13 protein-coding genes are annotated in these 16,358 nt (G+C 65.3%); 6 read left to right on the forward strand and 7 right to left on the reverse strand.

Going from position 1 to position 16,358, the window contains the following annotated elements; genetic code table 11:
* Positions 1 to 2 precede the first annotated feature (2 nt).
* The 3 genes from HD842_RS18095 to HD842_RS18105 all read left to right on the forward strand — a co-directional run bounded on the left by HD842_RS18095 (position 3) and on the right by HD842_RS18105 (position 3,408).
* On the forward strand, positions 3 to 1,034 hold the full coding sequence (locus HD842_RS18095) for an L-threonylcarbamoyladenylate synthase (protein WP_183556148.1): 1,032 nt from the start codon (positions 3 to 5) through the stop codon (positions 1,032 to 1,034).
* A 259-nt stretch (positions 1,035 to 1,293) separates the two neighbouring features.
* On the forward strand, positions 1,294 to 2,655 hold the full coding sequence (locus HD842_RS18100; protein ID WP_183556149.1) for an SGNH/GDSL hydrolase family protein: 1,362 nt from the start codon (positions 1,294 to 1,296) through the stop codon (positions 2,653 to 2,655).
* Positions 2,656 to 2,724: 69 nt separating this feature from the next.
* Positions 2,725 to 3,408: an OmpW/AlkL family protein gene (locus tag HD842_RS18105; protein WP_183556150.1), complete on the forward strand. Its 684-nt coding sequence runs from the start codon at positions 2,725 to 2,727 to the stop codon at positions 3,406 to 3,408.
* Between the two features lie 101 nt (positions 3,409 to 3,509).
* On the opposite strand, the gene HD842_RS18110 is transcribed toward HD842_RS18105, so the two are convergent.
* Positions 3,510 to 5,606, reverse strand: a complete 2,097-nt coding sequence (locus HD842_RS18110; RefSeq protein WP_229424824.1) for a putative bifunctional diguanylate cyclase/phosphodiesterase — start codon at positions 5,604 to 5,606, stop codon at positions 3,510 to 3,512.
* A 276-nt stretch (positions 5,607 to 5,882) separates the two neighbouring features.
* Between HD842_RS18110 and HD842_RS18115 the strand changes: the two genes are divergently transcribed.
* Both HD842_RS18115 and HD842_RS18120 read left to right on the forward strand, forming a co-directional pair.
* Positions 5,883 to 8,159: a hypothetical protein gene (locus tag HD842_RS18115; protein ID WP_183556152.1), complete on the forward strand. Its 2,277-nt coding sequence runs from the start codon at positions 5,883 to 5,885 to the stop codon at positions 8,157 to 8,159.
* A 69-nt stretch (positions 8,160 to 8,228) separates the two neighbouring features.
* Entirely contained in the window at positions 8,229 to 8,576 is a 348-nt protein-coding gene (locus HD842_RS18120; protein ID WP_183556153.1) for a hypothetical protein, read from the forward strand.
* Positions 8,577 to 8,657: 81 nt separating this feature from the next.
* Here the strand turns inward: HD842_RS18120 and HD842_RS18125 are convergent, their stop codons facing one another.
* The 4 genes from HD842_RS18125 to HD842_RS18140 form a co-directional block, all read right to left on the reverse strand.
* Complete coding sequence (locus HD842_RS18125; RefSeq protein ID WP_183556154.1) at positions 8,658 to 10,619, reverse strand: phosphatase PAP2 family protein; 1,962 nt, start codon at positions 10,617 to 10,619, stop codon at positions 8,658 to 8,660.
* Between the two features lie 90 nt (positions 10,620 to 10,709).
* Positions 10,710 to 11,675 (reverse strand): Bug family tripartite tricarboxylate transporter substrate binding protein, encoded by a 966-nt coding sequence (locus HD842_RS18130; protein WP_183556155.1) that lies wholly within the window; start codon positions 11,673 to 11,675, stop codon positions 10,710 to 10,712.
* Positions 11,676 to 11,727: 52 nt separating this feature from the next.
* On the reverse strand, positions 11,728 to 12,420 hold the full coding sequence (locus HD842_RS18135) for an aspartate/glutamate racemase family protein (RefSeq protein WP_183556156.1): 693 nt from the start codon (positions 12,418 to 12,420) through the stop codon (positions 11,728 to 11,730).
* 2 nt (positions 12,421 to 12,422) lie between these two features.
* Positions 12,423 to 13,382 (reverse strand): 3-hydroxyacyl-CoA dehydrogenase family protein, encoded by a 960-nt coding sequence (locus tag HD842_RS18140; protein ID WP_183556157.1) that lies wholly within the window; start codon positions 13,380 to 13,382, stop codon positions 12,423 to 12,425.
* An 84-nt stretch (positions 13,383 to 13,466) separates the two neighbouring features.
* Here HD842_RS18140 and HD842_RS18145 point away from each other — a divergent pair, with 84 nt between their 5' ends.
* A complete protein-coding gene (locus HD842_RS18145) occupies positions 13,467 to 14,372 on the forward strand; it encodes a LysR family transcriptional regulator (protein WP_183556158.1) in 906 nt (301 codons plus the stop codon).
* 37 nt (positions 14,373 to 14,409) lie between these two features.
* Here the strand turns inward: HD842_RS18145 and HD842_RS18150 are convergent, their stop codons facing one another.
* Together HD842_RS18150 and HD842_RS18155 are read right to left on the reverse strand one after the other, a co-directional pair.
* On the reverse strand, positions 14,410 to 15,603 hold the full coding sequence (locus tag HD842_RS18150; RefSeq protein ID WP_183556159.1) for an acyl-CoA dehydrogenase: 1,194 nt from the start codon (positions 15,601 to 15,603) through the stop codon (positions 14,410 to 14,412).
* A gap of 92 nt (positions 15,604 to 15,695) precedes the next feature.
* The gene (locus HD842_RS18155; protein ID WP_183556160.1) at positions 15,696 to 16,208 is read right to left on the reverse strand and encodes a flavin reductase family protein; all 513 of its coding nucleotides are present in this window, start codon (positions 16,206 to 16,208) and stop codon (positions 15,696 to 15,698) included.
* Positions 16,209 to 16,358 lie beyond the last annotated feature (150 nt).

Below are 16,358 nucleotides of genomic sequence, written 5' to 3' on the forward strand. Positions count from 1 at the left end.
TCATGACCGACCTGCAGATCGACCAGTCGGTCATCGACACCGCCGCCCGCCTGCTCGAAGCGGGCGAGCTGGTCGCGTTTCCGACCGAGACCGTGTACGGCCTGGGCGCCGACGCCGAGAATCCAGCCGCGGTGGCCGCCATCTACGCGGCCAAGGGCCGCCCGCAAGACCATCCCGTGATCGTGCACCTGGCGCCGGAAGCCCCGCTCGATTACTGGGCCTGCGACATCCCGGCCGAGGCGGGCGCGCTGGCCGCGGCCTTCTGGCCCGGCCCGCTGACGATGATCCTGAAACGCGCGCCGAACATTCCCGACGCCGTCAGCGGCGGCCAGGACACGGTCGGCCTGCGCTGCCCATCGCACCCGGTGGCGCTGGCGCTGTTGCGCGCGTTCAAGGGCGGCAAGGGCGGCATCGCCGCGCCGTCGGCCAACAAGTTCGGGCACGTCAGCCCGACGCTGGCCGATCACGTCGTCGACGAATTCGCGATGGACGACACGGTGGCGATGGTGCTCGACGGCGGAGCGTCGCAGGTCGGCATCGAATCGACCATCGTCGACCTGTCGCGCCTGGACACACTTGGTCCGGTGCTGCTGCGCCCTGGCCACATCAGCGCCGAGGCGATCGCGGCCGTGATCGATCGCATGCCGGCCGCCGCCGATGCGGCGGCGCCGCGCGCTTCGGGCACGCTCGAATCGCATTACGCGCCGCATACGCCGGTGGCGATGCAGGAACGCACCGTACTGCTCGAGACGATTGAACAGCTGCACGCGGCCGGGCGCAAGGTCGCGCTGATCCACGTCAGCACCATGCCGGAAACCCACGCCGGGCAGCGCCTGCCGCCGCGGCCAGCCGGCTTCGCCCATGCGCTGTACGCCGCGCTGCGCGCGATGGACGGGCAGGGCGCCGACGTCATCCTGGTCGAATCACCGCCGCAGCAGGGCGAGTGGCTGGGCGTCAACGATCGCCTGCGCCGCGCCGCGCATGGATCGACGGGCATCGTCCACGGTTTGCTCAACGTTCAACCAAACGTCTGATTTACATCACCGGATCGATTGACGGGGCGTAAGTACGCCGCAACTTACTGCCCTCCGTTACAAATTCCCCACTTTCTGCCATGTAAAGGCTGGTTATAATCCGACCCCGACAGCCAGACCCATCGGATCTACTAGGTACGAATCGCAACAACTGTTGAAGCAATGGATTTTGCTATACATGGGTAATGAACGCTGGCATAGTAATGAAGCGGCGAATAGCACGAGCGTTCGTTTAGAAAAATTCAACTCAGGAGACACAATGCGTCAAACCAATTTTGCGCTGGCCGTGCTGACGGCAGCGCTGCTGTCCGCGTGCGGCGGCGGCACGAGCCCGGCGGGCGGCGACCAGGCGACCAAGGTCACGTTCACCAAGCAGGTCTCGTTCGGCGACAGCCTGTCGGACGTCGGCACCTACCGTGTCGGCGCCGTGGCAGCGGCTGGCGGCGGCAAGTTCACCATCAACGGTGACAGCACTGCCAAGAGCGAAGACCTGAACGGCAAGATCTGGCTCGACTTCATGGCTGCCCAGCTCAAGCTGCCGGCGCCATGCGCTGCGCAGACGGGCCTGCAAGGTGACGCATCGCTCGGCTTCTCGGTTCCAATCGTCAACAATCCGAATTGCTTCAACTACGCTCAGGGCGGTTCGCGCGTGGTCAATCCGATCGGCCCGGGCAATGCCGCGACCGGCTCGCCGATCGGCGAAATGACCACCCCGATGGTCACCCAGATCGCCAACCACCTGGCCCGGTCCGGCAACAAGTTCACCGGCACCGAGCTCGTGACGGTCCTGTCGGGCGGCAATGACGTGCTGATGCAACTGGCAGCCGTGACCAGCGCCGGCACTGCTGCCGGTGCGCAAGCCTTCGCAGGTGCCCTGGCCACCCGCCTTGGCGCCACCGCCACCAACCCGCAAGCCGCCACCCAGGCAATCCTGGCCGCGATCGCCACCGAGAATGCCCGTCCAGGCAAGACCGATGCAACGCTGGTCGCTGCCGCCGTGCGCGCTGCCGCTACCCAGCCGGGCAACTCGGCGGTTGCCGCACCTGCCGTGTACGGTCCGCTCGTGACCGCCGCGCAAGCGGACGGCACTGCTGCCGGCAACACCGCCGCCGGCGCTTACGCTACTGCCAACGCCACCGCGATGGTGACCGCGCTGGGCACCGCCGGTGCGCAGATGGCTGGCCTGGTCAAGAACGAACTGCTGGCCAAGGGCGCGAAGTACGTGATCGTCGCCAACCTGCCTGACGTGGCCAGCACGCCGACCGCGAAATCGCGTCCGGCTGCGATCCAGTCGCTGGTCGCCGCGATGGTCAATGCCTTCAACACGCAGCTCAAGGCCGGCCTGGGCGCCGACGATGCGCGCGTGCTGTACTCCGATCTGTACTCGGTCAGCAACGACCAGGTGAAAAATCCTGGCCCGTATGGCTTGACCAACACCAGTACCCCGGCGTGCGCCAACAACGCGCTGGGTGGGACCTCGCTGATCTGCACCGCCAACAACACGGTGGCAGGTGATGTGAGCCGCTACATGTTCGCCGACGGGATCCATCCGACCCCGTTCGAGAACGACCTTATCGCCCGCTACGTCTTCAAGGACATGGCTATCAAGGGCTGGCTGTAAGCAGGTTCTCAGCAACGAGCGGCGGGCCTGCCCTGGCGGCGGGCCCTCACACATCTATCAGGAGAAGTCATGAAAGTTCGTTTTAGCAGTATCGCCAAGGTTGCGGGTGTCGCTGCCGCACTGGCGTTCGCCACCGGCGCATCGGCGCAATCGGCCGGCCAGATCACCGCCAAGGTCGGTTTCAACCGCCTGATGCCGAAGGTCGAAAGCGGTGACATCAGCGCGCCAGCACTGCCAGGCACCAAGGCCGACGTCGGCAACGACATGCAGCCAGTGCTCATCCTGTCGTACAGCTTTACCGACAACCTGTCGGTCGAGGGCGCCCTCGGCACGCCGTACAAGCACCAGATCTATGGTGCGGGCGCGATCACCGGCGTGGGTTCGGTGGGCACGGTCGAGGCACTGCCGCCGACCGCGTTCTTCCAGTACCGCTTCTTCGCGCCGACCGCGGCCTTCCGTCCGTTCATCGGCGTGGGCCCGACCTACGCGTACTTCATGAAGGAACGCGGTAACGGCAAGCTGACCTCGATCACCAATCCTGGCAGCGACGTGCCGACCACCTTCAAGATCGACAACAAGCTCACCTACAGCGCGCAAGTCGGTATCGCGATGAACTTCGACGAGCGCTGGTTCGCCGACGCGACGGTCATCAAGACGCGTCTGCGCACCGACGTGCACTTCTCGACCGGCCAGACCCAGTTCATGAAACTGGACCCGGTGGCGATCGTGCTGGCGGTGGGTTACAAGTTTTAAGCACAATGCGCAGCGATGCCGTAGGGTGGACGGGTTCCCCGTCCACGCGGTGATCGTTGGCAGTGCTGTGTGTGATACAAGCCCGCCGCGTGCGGGCTTTTTTAATGCGTGGTGGTTGCGTACTGCATGAATAGTTCGGCACTCATTGCCGGCTGGTACAGGAAGCCCTGGTAGAGATGGCAGCCTGCATTGGCCAGAAACTGGTGCTGGCCCGCCGTCTCCACGCCTTCGGCAATCACCTGCAAGCCCAGGCTGTCGCCCAGCCCGATGATCGAGCGCACGATCGAGGCGTCGTTCTGGTCGGTGAGAACGTCGCGCATGAACGAGCGGTCGATCTTGAGCTGGTCCAGCGGCAGCTTGCGCAGGTAGGCCAGCGACGAGTAGCCAGTGCCGAAGTCGTCCAGCGCAAACGAGACACCCTGCCGTTTCAGTGTGGCCATCGTCTGCGCGGTCGATGTGAAATCCGTCACGACCAGGCTTTCCGTCAGCTCCAGGCGCAGCCCCGACGGCTGCACGCCGGTCTCGGCAAAAATCGTCGCCAGCAGCGTGACGAAATCCGGTTCGGTGAACTGGCGCGCGCTGACGTTGACGGACAGCGTCAGGCCGGCCGTTGCCGGCTGGCGCTGCCAGCGTGCCAGCTCGAGGCAGGCAGTGCGCATGACCCAGGCCCCGATCTCGATGATGAGCCCGCTTTCTTCGGCGATGCGGATGAAGTCAAACGGCAGCACGACCTTGCCATCGGGCTGGTGCCAGCGCAGCAGCGCTTCGGCCCCGATCACGCGGCCCGAGCGGTCGAGTTGCGGCTGGTAGTGCAGCACGAATTCGTGGCGTTGCAGCGCGCGCCGCAAGCCGCTTTCGAGTTCGGCCCGCGCGAGCCACGCGGCCTGCACCGCCGGGTCGTGGAAGCGAAACGTGTTGCGCCCGGCCGCCTTGGCCTGGTACATCGCTGCATCGGCCTGGCGCAAGGTCGATTCGACCGTGTCGTGCAGGCCGCACAGCGTGACCACGCCGACGCTCACCGACAACGTGTAATGCAGCTCGCCCAGCTGGAACGGCGCCGCCAATGCTGCGACCACCTTTTTGGCGACCGTCTCGGCCTGCGCCGCCGCCACATCGCGCGAATCCTCGACGGGCCGGATCAGCACCACGAACTCGTCGCCACCCAGACGCGCCACCATGTCCGCTTCGCGCACGCAGCCTTCGAGCCGGCGCGCCACGGCCTGCAGCAGCAGGTCGCCGGCGGCGTGGCCCTGGCTGTCGTTGAGGTATTTGAAGTTGTCGAGGTCGCAGAACATCAGCGCGCCGCACTTGCCGCTGCGGGCGCTGCCGAGCAGGGCGCGGCGCAGCTGGTCGAGCAGGTTGGCGCGGTTGGGCAGGTCGGTGAGATGGTCGAAGAACGCCAGCCGGAAGATCCGCGCCTCGCTCGATTTGCGCTCGCTGATGTCGGTGCCGATCACCAGGATCTTCTGGCTCGCGCCCGGCACGGCGTCGGGGGCAAGCAAGGTCCAGCGCGTGTCGGTGTCGACCTTCGAGCCGTCACGCCGCATGTGCGCCAGTTCGCCGCACCATTCGCCATCGGCCAGCGTGTGCGCGAACGCGGTTTCGTAATGGGCCTGCTCGTCGCACAGCAGCTCGCAAAAGCGCTTGCCGATTGCTTCGTGCGCACTCCAGCCGTAGAGGCGCTCGGCGCCATGGTTCCAGTAGCTGATGCGCGAGGCCATGTCCATCGCGATGATCGCATCACGCGCCTGCTGCAGGAATGACGCCTGTTCGAGCATGACCAGATCGGCATGCTTGACCCGCGTGAAATCGGCCAGGAAACCTTCGAGCGTCCCAGCCTGCCGGTTCAGCGCGCCTTGTTCCCAGATCCACCGGATTTGCCCGTTGGCAGTGCGAATCCGGTACGTGACCTGGAAGGGCTGGTTCTGGGCCAGTGCGATCGCCACCGCCGCATGCATCTGGTCGCGGTCTTCGGGCAGGATGATGCTCGCAAACGACAGGCCCGGTCGACCGGTGAACGCGGCTGCCGAATAGCCGGTTACTTTTTCGACGCCGTCGCTGATGAACACCATGCTCCATTCGCTGTCATTGAGACAGCGGTAGGCAGCGCCCGGCAAATTACTCAGCAACAGGTCGAGCGACAAGGCATCGCTGCGGCTGGATGCGGACGGATCGGATACGGGGTGGGTCAAGCTCATCATGCCTCTGCCGTGAAATGCGCCAGCCTGTGCAGGCCATGCAACATGCATTCGATGGTAGCGCAAATCGGGCCGCTGGCAAGTGCCAAGTACGAGTGGCAAGACGAATCGTCATCAGATGCATTCGGTATGCCACGCAAGGTAAAGCGGCATTGGCAAGGTGTCACAATTGACCGGCGCCACATGTCATCCAAACACGGCATTCCGGGCCCCAAAAAGTTTTCTCTTTGGCAAGTCGCATGCTAGACTGGGCGGCTGATTTTCATGGTGCTGCGCATGTCCCCCGCCTCGTTTGCCTGTCTCGGCTTGTTGCTTTGTGCTGTCCTGCACGCGTGCGATGCGCATGGCAGTGGCTTGCGCGCGCTGCGCATCGCGGCGGGCGACACGCCGGCGATCGACGGCGCCCTGGATGACCCCGCATGGCGCCGCGCACCTGTCTACCAGGACTTCCACAAGCACCAGCCGCGCGACGGCGCGCCTGCGCCCGCTGCCTTGAAGACCAGCGTGCAAGTGCTGGTCGACGACGGTGCGCTGGTGTTCGGCATCCGCGCCTGGGACGACGCGCCGCACCTGCGCCGGGGCCTGCTGGCGCGACGCGACAAGGTCGCTGTCGACCAGGACTTCATCGGCATCTGGATCGACCCGGCCGGCCATGGCCGCAATGCCCAGTTCGTGCGCATCAATACCACCGGCGTGGTCAGCGACGGCATCCACCGCGCCGAGGATGACGAATCGGATCTGGGGCCGGATTTTCCGGTCGAGACGGCCGTGAGCATCCTGCCCGACGGCTACAGCATGGAAGTGCGCTGGCCGCTGTCGAGCCTGCGCTTTCCGTACGCCGATGGCCGCAACTGGCGCCTGATGGTCGAGCGCAGCATCCCGCATGCCGACGGCATGCTGCTGGTGACGGCGCCATTTCGAATCGATGCGCTCAGCCACCTGAGCTTCCTGCAGGAGATCGATGGCATGGAGGCCACCGTGGAAGCGGTGCGCGACCGCAGCTTTCTGGAGCTGCGGCCCGAACTGACGGTGCGCAGCGAACGCGCCGCCATGCCGGGGACGCGCACGCGCGGCAGTCAGGCCGAACTGGGTCTGGAGATCAATGCCCGTCCGCGCGCCGACTGGGTCTTCAACGCCACCATCAATCCCGATTACTCGCAGGTCGAGATCGACGAGCCGGTGTCGCAGGGCGCCGGCAATATCGCGCTGTCGCTGCCCGAAAAGCGCGGCTTCTTTCTGGAGAGTGCGGACGTGCTGGGCTTGCCATTGCCGGCCTTTTATTCGCGCACCGTGAACGATCCCGAATACGGCCTGCGCGCAACCTGGCGCGCGGCGCATGCCGACGCCACGGCGATGAGCCTGCGCGACGAGCCGGGTGGCCTGATCCTGCGCGGCAAGCCGTACGAAACGCTGGAATACGGGCAGACCAAACGGACGGTCGCGAGCCTCGTGCGTGCACGCTGGCACGGGGAGGGCTTGCTGCTGGGCGCGTTCGCCTCGCAGCGCGACTACCACCGTTTCGGCGGCAACGATGTCGTCGGCGTCGATGCCCAGTGGCGCGGCGAAGGGGCGGATGGCGAGCAGCAACAACTGTCCGGCGTGGCGATGGTGTCGCGCACGACGGCGGGCTTTGTCGACGACGATGTGCCGGCACGGGTGGCGGGGCGTTCGGGCGGCTATCTGTGGGGCAAGTCGCTGCACAAGACCGAACGCTGGTGGTACGAGGCCGAAGTCGAAGCGATCGCGCCCGGCTTCGTCAACGACAACGGCTTCGTACCGCAAGCAGGCATCGCCCGCGCCACCGGCTCGATCAACCGCATCCTGGGGCCGCAGTCCCTGGGAGGGCTCGAGCTGTACGAATTCGAGACCTATCTGGTGCTGCACGAGATGCGCACGCTGGCCGACCGGGTGACGGGGCAGGCCGGCGGCGAAACGGTCGAGCGCAAGCTGCGCCCGGGCGTCTGGCTGGCCGCGACCCGGCGCACGGGCGTGTGGGCCGAGCTGGGCTTTGATCGTCAGCGCGCACGGCCCCTGGGCCGCCTGCACGATACGCGCGTCATCAATGTCGGCATCGAAACGACGCCCGCGCCGTGGATCTCGAAGATCGCGCTGGAAGCGGCGCTGGGGCGCCAGCTGGACGCCGATGCCGACCGCGTGGGGCCGGGCGGGAACGTGATCCTCGACGTGGGCCTGCGCTTTCCCTTGCCGCGCGGGTGGTCTCTGGAGCTTGATCAACATATTAACCGCGCCTGGGTGCAGGGCACGCTGGGCCAGCCGGCATTTTCCGACACGGCCTGGCGCGCGCTGGCCATCGTCCATTTCAGCCCTCGCGACTCGGTGCGGCTGCTGGCGCAGAACACCTGGGCCGCACGCCGCGACGACGGCGTGACACAACTCGAGGCCTGGAACGACCGCCAGGTACACCGCTCGCTGCTGTACCGCTACCAATGGCGGCACGGCCGCACGGTGTCGCTGGGCATTGTCGATGACAAGCTGCCGCTGGTGGATGAACGGAGCAGGTCGCTGACCTTCAAGCTGCAATGGGAAGTGTAGCCAGGCAAGGGGCTGGTCGTGATGTTGACGTGCGCTACGCAACCTGCGGCTCGGTGCTATGCTTTCACCATGACTACTGATACCGATATTGAACTGTCCGGCGCCTTCCAGGCCAAGGACAGCAACGGCCGTACCCTCGACGTCAAAGAGATCCGCATTTTCGACGAGGGTTACGGGATCATCGATGTGTACGTGGAGTTTGCTGCCAAGCTCGATCCTGATGCCTACAAGGACACCGTCCTGATGCGTCAACTCGTCGAGCGCCTGCGCACGCTCGGGTACAAGGGGCCAGATTTCGGCCACAGCGACCCGGGCCTGCAAGAGAGCCGCCTGATCGTGCTCGAGGCGCCGGAAGAATTTTCCGCGTTTGCCAAGAGCCGCGGCTGGAAGAATCTGGCCGAAGAGTTCGACGAATAAGCTGCGGTAGCAACGTGGCAACACAATGGGGCCGGGTTCGTCATCGAACCCGGCCCCATTTTCGTAGAACCTGCGCCGAGCTTACGAACCCAGGCGCAGTTGCAGGCCGGTGTCGGTGTAGGTTGGCGTCACGGTAAAGCCGTCGACCGTGATGGTCTCGAACTTGCCCTTGAGGCTTGCCGCGCTGATGACGGTGAGCGTGTCGCCCACGGCCGGCTTGACGCCATCCTGGAACTTGATGCGCAAGGTGCCGCCGCCGATGGTGGCCGCGCCCGTCACGCTCATGCGCCCGCCCTGGGCCGCGCCCAGGCGCAGTTCCAGCGTCGCGCCGGTCAGCTGCGTGTACTTGCCGCCCACGACCAGTGTTGCCGGTGCGTTGCTGATCACAGTGCCGCCGCCGGCGACATACACGTCACCCGTGCCGAAGGCCGTTGTCGACAACGCTTCGAGACTACCAGCATCCACTTGCGTGCCGCCGGTCCAGGCATTCTTGCCGCCCAGCTTCAACGCACCCGAACCTTGCTTGACCAGCTTGCCGCTGCCGGTGATGTCGTTGCGCCAGCGGTCCGCTGCGTTAAAACCGCCCTTGCTCGCGTCCATGTTCAGCACGACGTTGCCGGTAATGACTGCATAGCCTTCAGCCGCAGCAAACAGATTCAGGCGGCCCCAGCCTTCAGCATCGTCCAGGACCGGATAACCGGAACCGATCGCGGTGGTTTTCAGCACGACGCGGCGCTGCGCGTCGGTCAGGTACGGCAGGCGCGTTTCCAGCAGCACTTCGGCACCCTTTGGCACGACGGCCGGCGCGGTGGTTGAGCCGATCAGCGGCAGGCCGAAGGTCATGCGGCGCAGGTAGTTGGCTTTGCTCGTCGCGTAGTCGGCAAAGCGATCGTTCGCCGGCGTGCCCGAGATGGCGTAGCTCGGGAAGGTGCTGGCGGTGGTGCCGGTCAGCTTCATCAGCGTGGTCTGCGCCTGCTCGCGGGCGGCGGCGCGCGTCGTGGCGCCGGCGGCGATCAGATTGGCAGCGGCGACGGCTTGCGCCTGCACGCGGCCGCTGATCACGTCCAGCGGCGAGTGCATGCCGGCCAGGATGCGGCTCTCGCCCAGTTCGAGGCCACGGCCGACCAGTTCCTGGTAGCGTTCCGGCAGTACATAGGCCATCGCGACCGCGTTGCGCACCGCCTCGGCCGAGTGGCCGCTGGTGAAGCCGCCGTCGGTGTTCGGCGTCGTGCTCTTGGCCGGTTCCAGCTGCGGCACGACCTGCACCGCGCTGCTCCAGCGGTAAGGGCGCGCGTATTTGTAGAAGCGCTTGGCCGGCTCGGTCGAACCGTTGCCGCCCATCGCATTGACCAGGTCGACGACCTTGCCGAACTCGGCATTGGCGGCGCCGCCGACGCCGTTGTTGTTGCCGCCGTCTTCGTACTTGACCTTGGTGGCATCCGCCGGCATGTCGTTGATGGTGGTGGTCGCGCGCGAGGCGCTGCGCCACGCATCGGTCAGCGGGCCCATGCCGCCTGTGACGCTGTAGCCCTTGCCGCGCCGGTCGTCCAGGTACGCCAGCAGCGCCTGCTCCGAGGTGCGGCTGGCGGTGGCCTTGACCACGTAATCGATGTTGGCATTGTGCACGGCGGCGTTGATGATCGTGCCGCCATTGGTGCCGTCGTTCGGCACACCGGTCCAGGTCGATGCAGCAACGGCCGGGAAGCCGTCGACGGCCGGGGCCGTCTGGCCTGCATCGACGAGTTCGGTGACCGGCTTCCAGATGGCGAGCATGCCGCCCAGCACGCGCACGCCGGCATTCGTGGCCAGCGTGGCGTAGCGGGCGTCGCCGCGCTGGTTGGTGGCGGCGGTGTCGACAAAAGCAAGCACTGCCGGCACCGGCGCCGTGTCGGCCGCGCCCTGGTCCGCTGGCGCGGCCGGGATGACGATGGCGACATCGGCGGCGGCGTCGTCATGGTGGTCGGAACCACCGCAGGCGGACAGGGCAAGTGCCGCGCCGATGGCGACGGCAAGCGGAAGACGGCGGAGAACGACCTGATGCATGTGAACCCTTCAATGGTGGTGAGGCGAAAAATTGAAGGGATGATAAGAAGTGCGTGTGACGTCATGATGACGCCCACGCCCCGCACTGCATCAATCGACCGTCACACCGGCGTCCTTGACCACTTTGCCCAGCTTGACCGATTCGGTGCGCATCAGGGTCCCGAACGCTTCCGGCGTGCCGCCGACGACCGGCGTGCCAAGCTCTTCCCATTTCTTGCGGAAGGCCGGATCGGCGAAGATCTCGTTGAGCGCCTGATTCAGGCGCATCACCACCGGCTTGGGCGTGGCGGCCGGCGCCACGATGCCGTGCCAGCCGGTGAAGTTGTAGCCGCTCAGGCCCGACTCGGCCAGGGTCGGCACGTCCGGCAAGCTCGGAACGCGCGTGGCCGTCGTCACGGCGATCGGATGCAGCTTGCCCGTCTTGATGTACTGGACCGAGCTGCCGAGGATGTCGAACATGACCTTGACGTGTCCGCCCAGCACATCGTTCAGCGCCGGGCCGGCGCCCTTGTAGGGAACGTGTTGCAGTTTGGTGCCCACCGCAGTGTTGAACAGTTCGCCCGCCAGGTGCTGCGGGGTGCCGTTGCCGGCCGAGGCAAAGCTCAGCATATCGGGCTGCTCCTTTGCCATGGCAATGAACTGCTTGACGTTCTTGACCGTGACCGAAGGGTGCACTTCGAGCACCAGAGGGAACGCCGAGATCTGGATTACCGGGGCGAAATCCTTGTCCGGGTCGAACGGGATCGATTTGTACAGCGTCTTGTTGACGGCCATCGGTCCGCTGGCCGCCAGCAGGATCGTGTAGCCGTCCGCCGTCGACTTCGCCACCATGCCCGTGCCGATATTGCCGCCGGCGCCGCCCCGGTTGTCGATGATGACGGGAACCTTGAACTTTGCCTGCAGCGGTCCCTGGATCAGGCGCGCCATCGCGTCGGTCGGCCCGCCTGGCGGGTAGGGCACGACGAAGCGAATGGGCTTGGACGGATAGACGTCGGCGGCGCCGGCAACGAGCGCCTGGGTCATGAACAGCGTTGCGAGAAGTACCTTCTTGAGCATGCTTTGTCTCCGGTTTGTCTTGTTTTGTTTTGGTGGGGTGGTACGTTGTCGTTCAGGGTGCCTGCTGCGCCAGGCGCCGTTTCAGTTCATGCACGGCGCTGTGCACCGTGGTCAGCACCGGCGCGCCCGCTGCACGGACACAGGCGTCATGTGCGCGCGCCATGCTGAATTGCGCCAGTGAGATCGTCGCGCAGCCATCGTCGATCAACCGCCGTGCGCTGTCGGCGATGAGCTCGTCATGCAGGTCGACGTCGCCCCGGTTGAGCGCATCGAGTGCACCTTCGGCCAGCGCGCAGCGCAGTGCCACGCGTGCCGGAAATTCGGGGGGCATCGAGGCCAGCGTGGGGCCGAACGTCGCGATCAACCCTACCGGGCCGGCAGCCTGACCGGCCTCGGCATCGGCAATCATGGCCTGGTTAGGCTTGAGCACGGGAATGTGCGGATAGCGCTGCGCCACCGCTTCGATGCACGGGCCAAAGGCTGAGCAGGTAAACAGGATGGCTTCGGCCCCGCTGCCAAGCGCATAGTCCGCCAGATCGGCAAAGCGCTTGTGCATCGCAGCGTCCAGGCCACGGCCGGATCGCGCCAGGTCGGCCGACAGCGAATCGTCGAGCAGATTCATGCGTGTGGCTTCAGGCCATTGCTCGGCCATGAAGGCGTTGATCGGCTCAACCGAATGGCTCAGGGCGTGGATCAGGGCAATGCGCGGCGCCGGGCGGGCCGCGGGCGATAGGGTGGCAGGCATGGTCATTGGTCCTCGATCTTTGGCAGTTCAGGCGCCAGCAGGCGCAACCCGGCCATCAACAAGCCATCGTAACGCGCGCGCTCGGCGGCAATGGTGTCCGGCGTCCAGCGATAAAAGCCTTCGCCCGTTTTCATCCCGTAGTGACCGGCATCGTAGCGCTGCGCCAGCACCCGGGCCGGCGTGGTGTTGGCCGCCAGCGACGGGTACATGGTGGTCGCTGCCGGGTAGTGCACGTCAATGCCGGCATGGTCGCGCTGCAGCACGGGGCCGGCCGCAAGGTAGCGAAAGCCGAAGCCGAAGCGTACTGCGGCGTCGACATCTTCGGCCGTGGCAATACCGGCGTCGATCAGTGCAAACGCTTCGCGCGCAAGGGCATGCTGCAGGCGGTTGGCCAGGAAACCCGGCAGGTCCTTGCGGACCAGCACCGGCACCATGCCGCAGGCGCGCATGAAGGCCATCAACGACTCGGCCAGCTCGCTTGATGAGTCCGCGCCGAGCACGACTTCGACCAGCGGTACCAGATGCGCGGGCATGAAGAAGTGCAGGCCCAGCATGCGTTCGGTTGTTTCCAGGTGTTCGCCGATGGCAGAAATGGGGAAGCTCGAGCTGTTGCTGCACAGCAGAGTATCGGGACGCGCGCGCTGGACCAGTTCGGCAAACAGTGCCTGCTTGAGCGCCAGCTTTTCTGGAATGCACTCGATGACGAGGTCGATGGCCTGCCAGTCGAGTTCGTCGAGGCTGGCGCAGGTCGTGATGCGCTCGCGCTTGTGTTCCAGTCCCAGCTTGCGCAGGGTGTCGCCAAAATAGGTGTCGAGCGCGTCGCGGCGCGTGGCGCCAGGTTCGAGCACGATCGCGCGGCAGCCGGCGCGCGCCAGCACGATCGCCACGTCAGCGCCCATCGTGCCGCCGCCTGCAACGAGGGCCAGCGCTTGCGCAGGCTTGGGAAGTGTCGAGTTTTCCATGATCATTTTCAAAAAGAGAATGAACTTAGTTTGCGCTTCATCAAATTATCTGAGAAACGCATTTTTTCTATAAACTTATCGATTATGGAAATAAATCTATCCGCGCGTGAATTGCGCGCCTTCCTTGCCCTGGCTGACACGCTCAGCTTCAGCAAGGCGGCGCAGCAGGTGTGCCTGTCACAGTCGGCCCTGTCGACCCTCATCGGTCGTCTGGAGGAGGGCTTTGGGAGTCGCCTGTTCTCGCGCACCACGCGCTCGGTGGCCCTGAGTGCTGCCGGCGAGGTGCTGGTTCTGCACGCGCAGCAATTGCTGGCCGATATCGAGCGCTCGGCCGCCGCAGTACGCGACGTGACGGCGTTGCACCGGGGCCGGGTGGCACTGGCCGCGATGCCATCGCTGGCGGCGCGGCTCGTGCCGCGGCTGTTCCGCGTCTTTCATGCGCGCCATCCCGACATCGCGTTGTCGCTGGCCGACACGCTGTCCGAACCGGCATTCGAGCTGGTGCGCCAGGGCCGTGTCGACTTCGCCATCACCGCCGCCAATCCGGCCTACCAGGATCTGGAATACATCCCGCTGACGACCGACGAATTCGTGCTGCTGGCCGCGCCCGGGCATCCGCTGGGCCGCGACAGTAGCCCGATCCGCCTGCCCGAGACGCTGCCGTATCCGCATATTTCGATGTCGCGCCACACCAGCGTGCGCCAGTACGTGGACGCGGCCGCGCTGCAGGCAGGAATCAATTTTTATCCGGCGTTTGAAGTCGATCACCTGGCCACGATCGGCGCCATGGTGGTCGAAGAGCTGGGTGTGGCGGCCCTGCCGAGCCTGGCAGCCGATGTGATTGCCAGCGCCGGGCTGGTGCGGCGCGAGCTGGTCGATCCTGTCATCCGGCGTTCGATTGGCGTGGTCCGGCGCAGCGAAGGCGCGCCCACGCCAGCGGCGCAGGCGATGCTGGCGCTGTTGCAGGAGCAGATTGCGGATGGTTCTTGAACGGCGCGGCGATTGCCGCGCCGTGGGGACTACCTGATCAGAACGCGGCGATGCCGGTCTGTGCGCGGCCGAGAATCAGCGCGTGGATGTCGTGCGTGCCCTCGTAGGTGTTGACGACCTCGAGGTTGACCATGTGGCGGATGATGCCGAACTCGTCCGAGATGCCGTTACCGCCCAGCATATCGCGCGCCATGCGGGCGATGTCGAGCGACTTGCCGCACGAGTTGCGCTTCATGATCGACGTGATCTCCGGCGCTGCCGTGCCTTCGTCCTTCATGCGGCCCAGGCGCAGGCAGCCCTGCAGGCCGAGCGTGATTTCAGTCTGCATGTCGGCCAGCTTCTTTTGCACCAGCTGGTTGGCCGCAAGCGGCTTGCCGAACTGCTGGCGGTCCATCGTGTACTGGCGCGCCGTGTGCCAGCAGTCTTCTGCTGCACCCAGTGCGCCCCAGGCGATGCCGTAGCGGGCCGAGTTCAGGCAGGTGAACGGGCCCTTCAGGCCACGCACGTCGGGGAACGCGTTTTCTTCGGGGCAGAACACATTGTCCATGACGATTTCGCCGGTGACCGACGCGCGCAGGCCGAACTTGCCGTGGATTGCCGGCGCCGACAAACCTTTCCAGCCTTTTTCGAGCACGAAGCCGCGGATCGCGCCTTCATCGTCCTTGGCCCACACGACGAACACATCGGCCACGGGCGAGTTGGTGATCCACATCTTGGCGCCACTCAAGCTGTAGCCGCCCTCGACCTTGCGGGCGCGCGAAATCATCGAGCCGGGATCCGAGCCGTGGTTTGGCTCGGTCAGGCCGAAGCAGCCGATCCATTCGCCAGTGGCCAGTTTCGGCAGGTATTTCTGTTTGGTGGCTTCGTTGCCGAATTCGAAAATTGGCACCATGACGAGCGACGATTGCACGCTCATCATCGAGCGGTAGCCGGAATCGACACGCTCGACTTCGCGCGCGATCAGGCCGTAGGCGACATACCCCATTGCCGGGCCGCCGTATTCTTCGGGAATGGTCGGGCCGAGCAGGCCCAGTTCGCCCATTTCGCGGAAGATCGACACATCCATCGACTCGTGACGGAACGCTTCGAGCACGCGCGGGCGCAGCTTGTCCTGGCAATACGCGGCGCTGGCGTCGCGCACCATGCGCTCTTCATCGGTCAGCTGGCTGTTCAGCAGCAGCGGGTCATCCCAGTGAAAAGCGGCTTTCTTGGGCGAGTCGGTACGGGTCATCGGAAATCCTGTCTCTGAATTCTGGTTAGAAGTTACCTGACCATTATAGAAACGTGGCGCAGCCCGATCTTTTCAAACTGCGACAGGCATTTTCATTTTTGACTGGTCGTGCTGCCGAACTTGCCGCCGTGGAAAATCAGCGCTGGTTGCGGCTGCAACTGGCACTCTTCGACCTCGCCGACGAAGATGACGTGATCACCCTCCGGGTAGCGGCTGCGGTTGTGGCATTCGAACCAGGCCGACACGCCCTTGAGGATCGGCAGGCCAGTCCGCGACAGCTCGTAGTCGACGCCCTCGAACGGGTTTTCGCCGCGCCGCGCAAAGCGCATCGCCAGGTCTTCCTGACCGGCGGACAGCACATTGATCACGTAATGCGAGTTGCCGCTGAAGATCGGCATGCTGTTCGCCCCGGCGCCCAGGCTCCACAGCACCAGCGGCGGGTCGAGCGAAACCGAGTTGAACGAGCTGGCCGTCAGGCCACGGAAGGTGCCGTCGGCCAGGCGGGTCGTAATGACGGTGACGCCGGTCGCAAACTGCGACAGCGCCTGGCGGAAATGGGTCGTATCGAAGCCGCGCGTGGTCGCGCGGGCAGAAAGTGTATTCATGGTATTCCTGGAACTGTGACGCTCATTATGCCACCGTCCTGCGCAAGCTTGCCGCGCCATGCTCTCTCGCCGTATCGGCAGCGGGTCAATACAGCGGATAGCCGGGCTTTGCGCTACATTAAGCTTATCGAAATTTTACGAAACAAGGTT

The sequence above is a fragment of the Massilia aurea genome, assembly GCF_014200505.1.
Lineage (GTDB): Bacteria > Pseudomonadota > Gammaproteobacteria > Burkholderiales > Burkholderiaceae_D > Telluria > Telluria aurea_B.

What these genes read in the sequence shown, in the direction of transcription:
- HD842_RS18095 (WP_183556148.1), top strand. Translation starts at nt 3, where the DNA reads ATGACCGACCTGCAGATCGACCAGTCGGTCATCGACACCGCCGCCCGC.
- HD842_RS18100 (WP_183556149.1), top strand. Translation starts at nt 1,294, where the DNA reads ATGCGTCAAACCAATTTTGCGCTGGCCGTGCTGACGGCAGCGCTGCTG.
- HD842_RS18105 (WP_183556150.1), top strand. Translation starts at nt 2,725, where the DNA reads ATGAAAGTTCGTTTTAGCAGTATCGCCAAGGTTGCGGGTGTCGCTGCC.
- HD842_RS18110 (WP_229424824.1), bottom strand. Translation starts at nt 5,606, where the DNA reads ATGAGCTTGACCCACCCCGTATCCGATCCGTCCGCATCCAGCCGCAGC.
- HD842_RS18115 (WP_183556152.1), top strand. Translation starts at nt 5,883, where the DNA reads ATGTCCCCCGCCTCGTTTGCCTGTCTCGGCTTGTTGCTTTGTGCTGTC.
- HD842_RS18120 (WP_183556153.1), top strand. Translation starts at nt 8,229, where the DNA reads ATGACTACTGATACCGATATTGAACTGTCCGGCGCCTTCCAGGCCAAG.
- HD842_RS18125 (WP_183556154.1), bottom strand. Translation starts at nt 10,619, where the DNA reads ATGCATCAGGTCGTTCTCCGCCGTCTTCCGCTTGCCGTCGCCATCGGC.
- HD842_RS18130 (WP_183556155.1), bottom strand. Translation starts at nt 11,675, where the DNA reads ATGCTCAAGAAGGTACTTCTCGCAACGCTGTTCATGACCCAGGCGCTC.
- HD842_RS18135 (WP_183556156.1), bottom strand. Translation starts at nt 12,420, where the DNA reads ATGCCTGCCACCCTATCGCCCGCGGCCCGCCCGGCGCCGCGCATTGCC.
- HD842_RS18140 (WP_183556157.1), bottom strand. Translation starts at nt 13,382, where the DNA reads ATGGAAAACTCGACACTTCCCAAGCCTGCGCAAGCGCTGGCCCTCGTT.
- HD842_RS18145 (WP_183556158.1), top strand. Translation starts at nt 13,467, where the DNA reads ATGGAAATAAATCTATCCGCGCGTGAATTGCGCGCCTTCCTTGCCCTG.
- HD842_RS18150 (WP_183556159.1), bottom strand. Translation starts at nt 15,603, where the DNA reads ATGACCCGTACCGACTCGCCCAAGAAAGCCGCTTTTCACTGGGATGAC.
- HD842_RS18155 (WP_183556160.1), bottom strand. Translation starts at nt 16,208, where the DNA reads ATGAATACACTTTCTGCCCGCGCGACCACGCGCGGCTTCGATACGACC.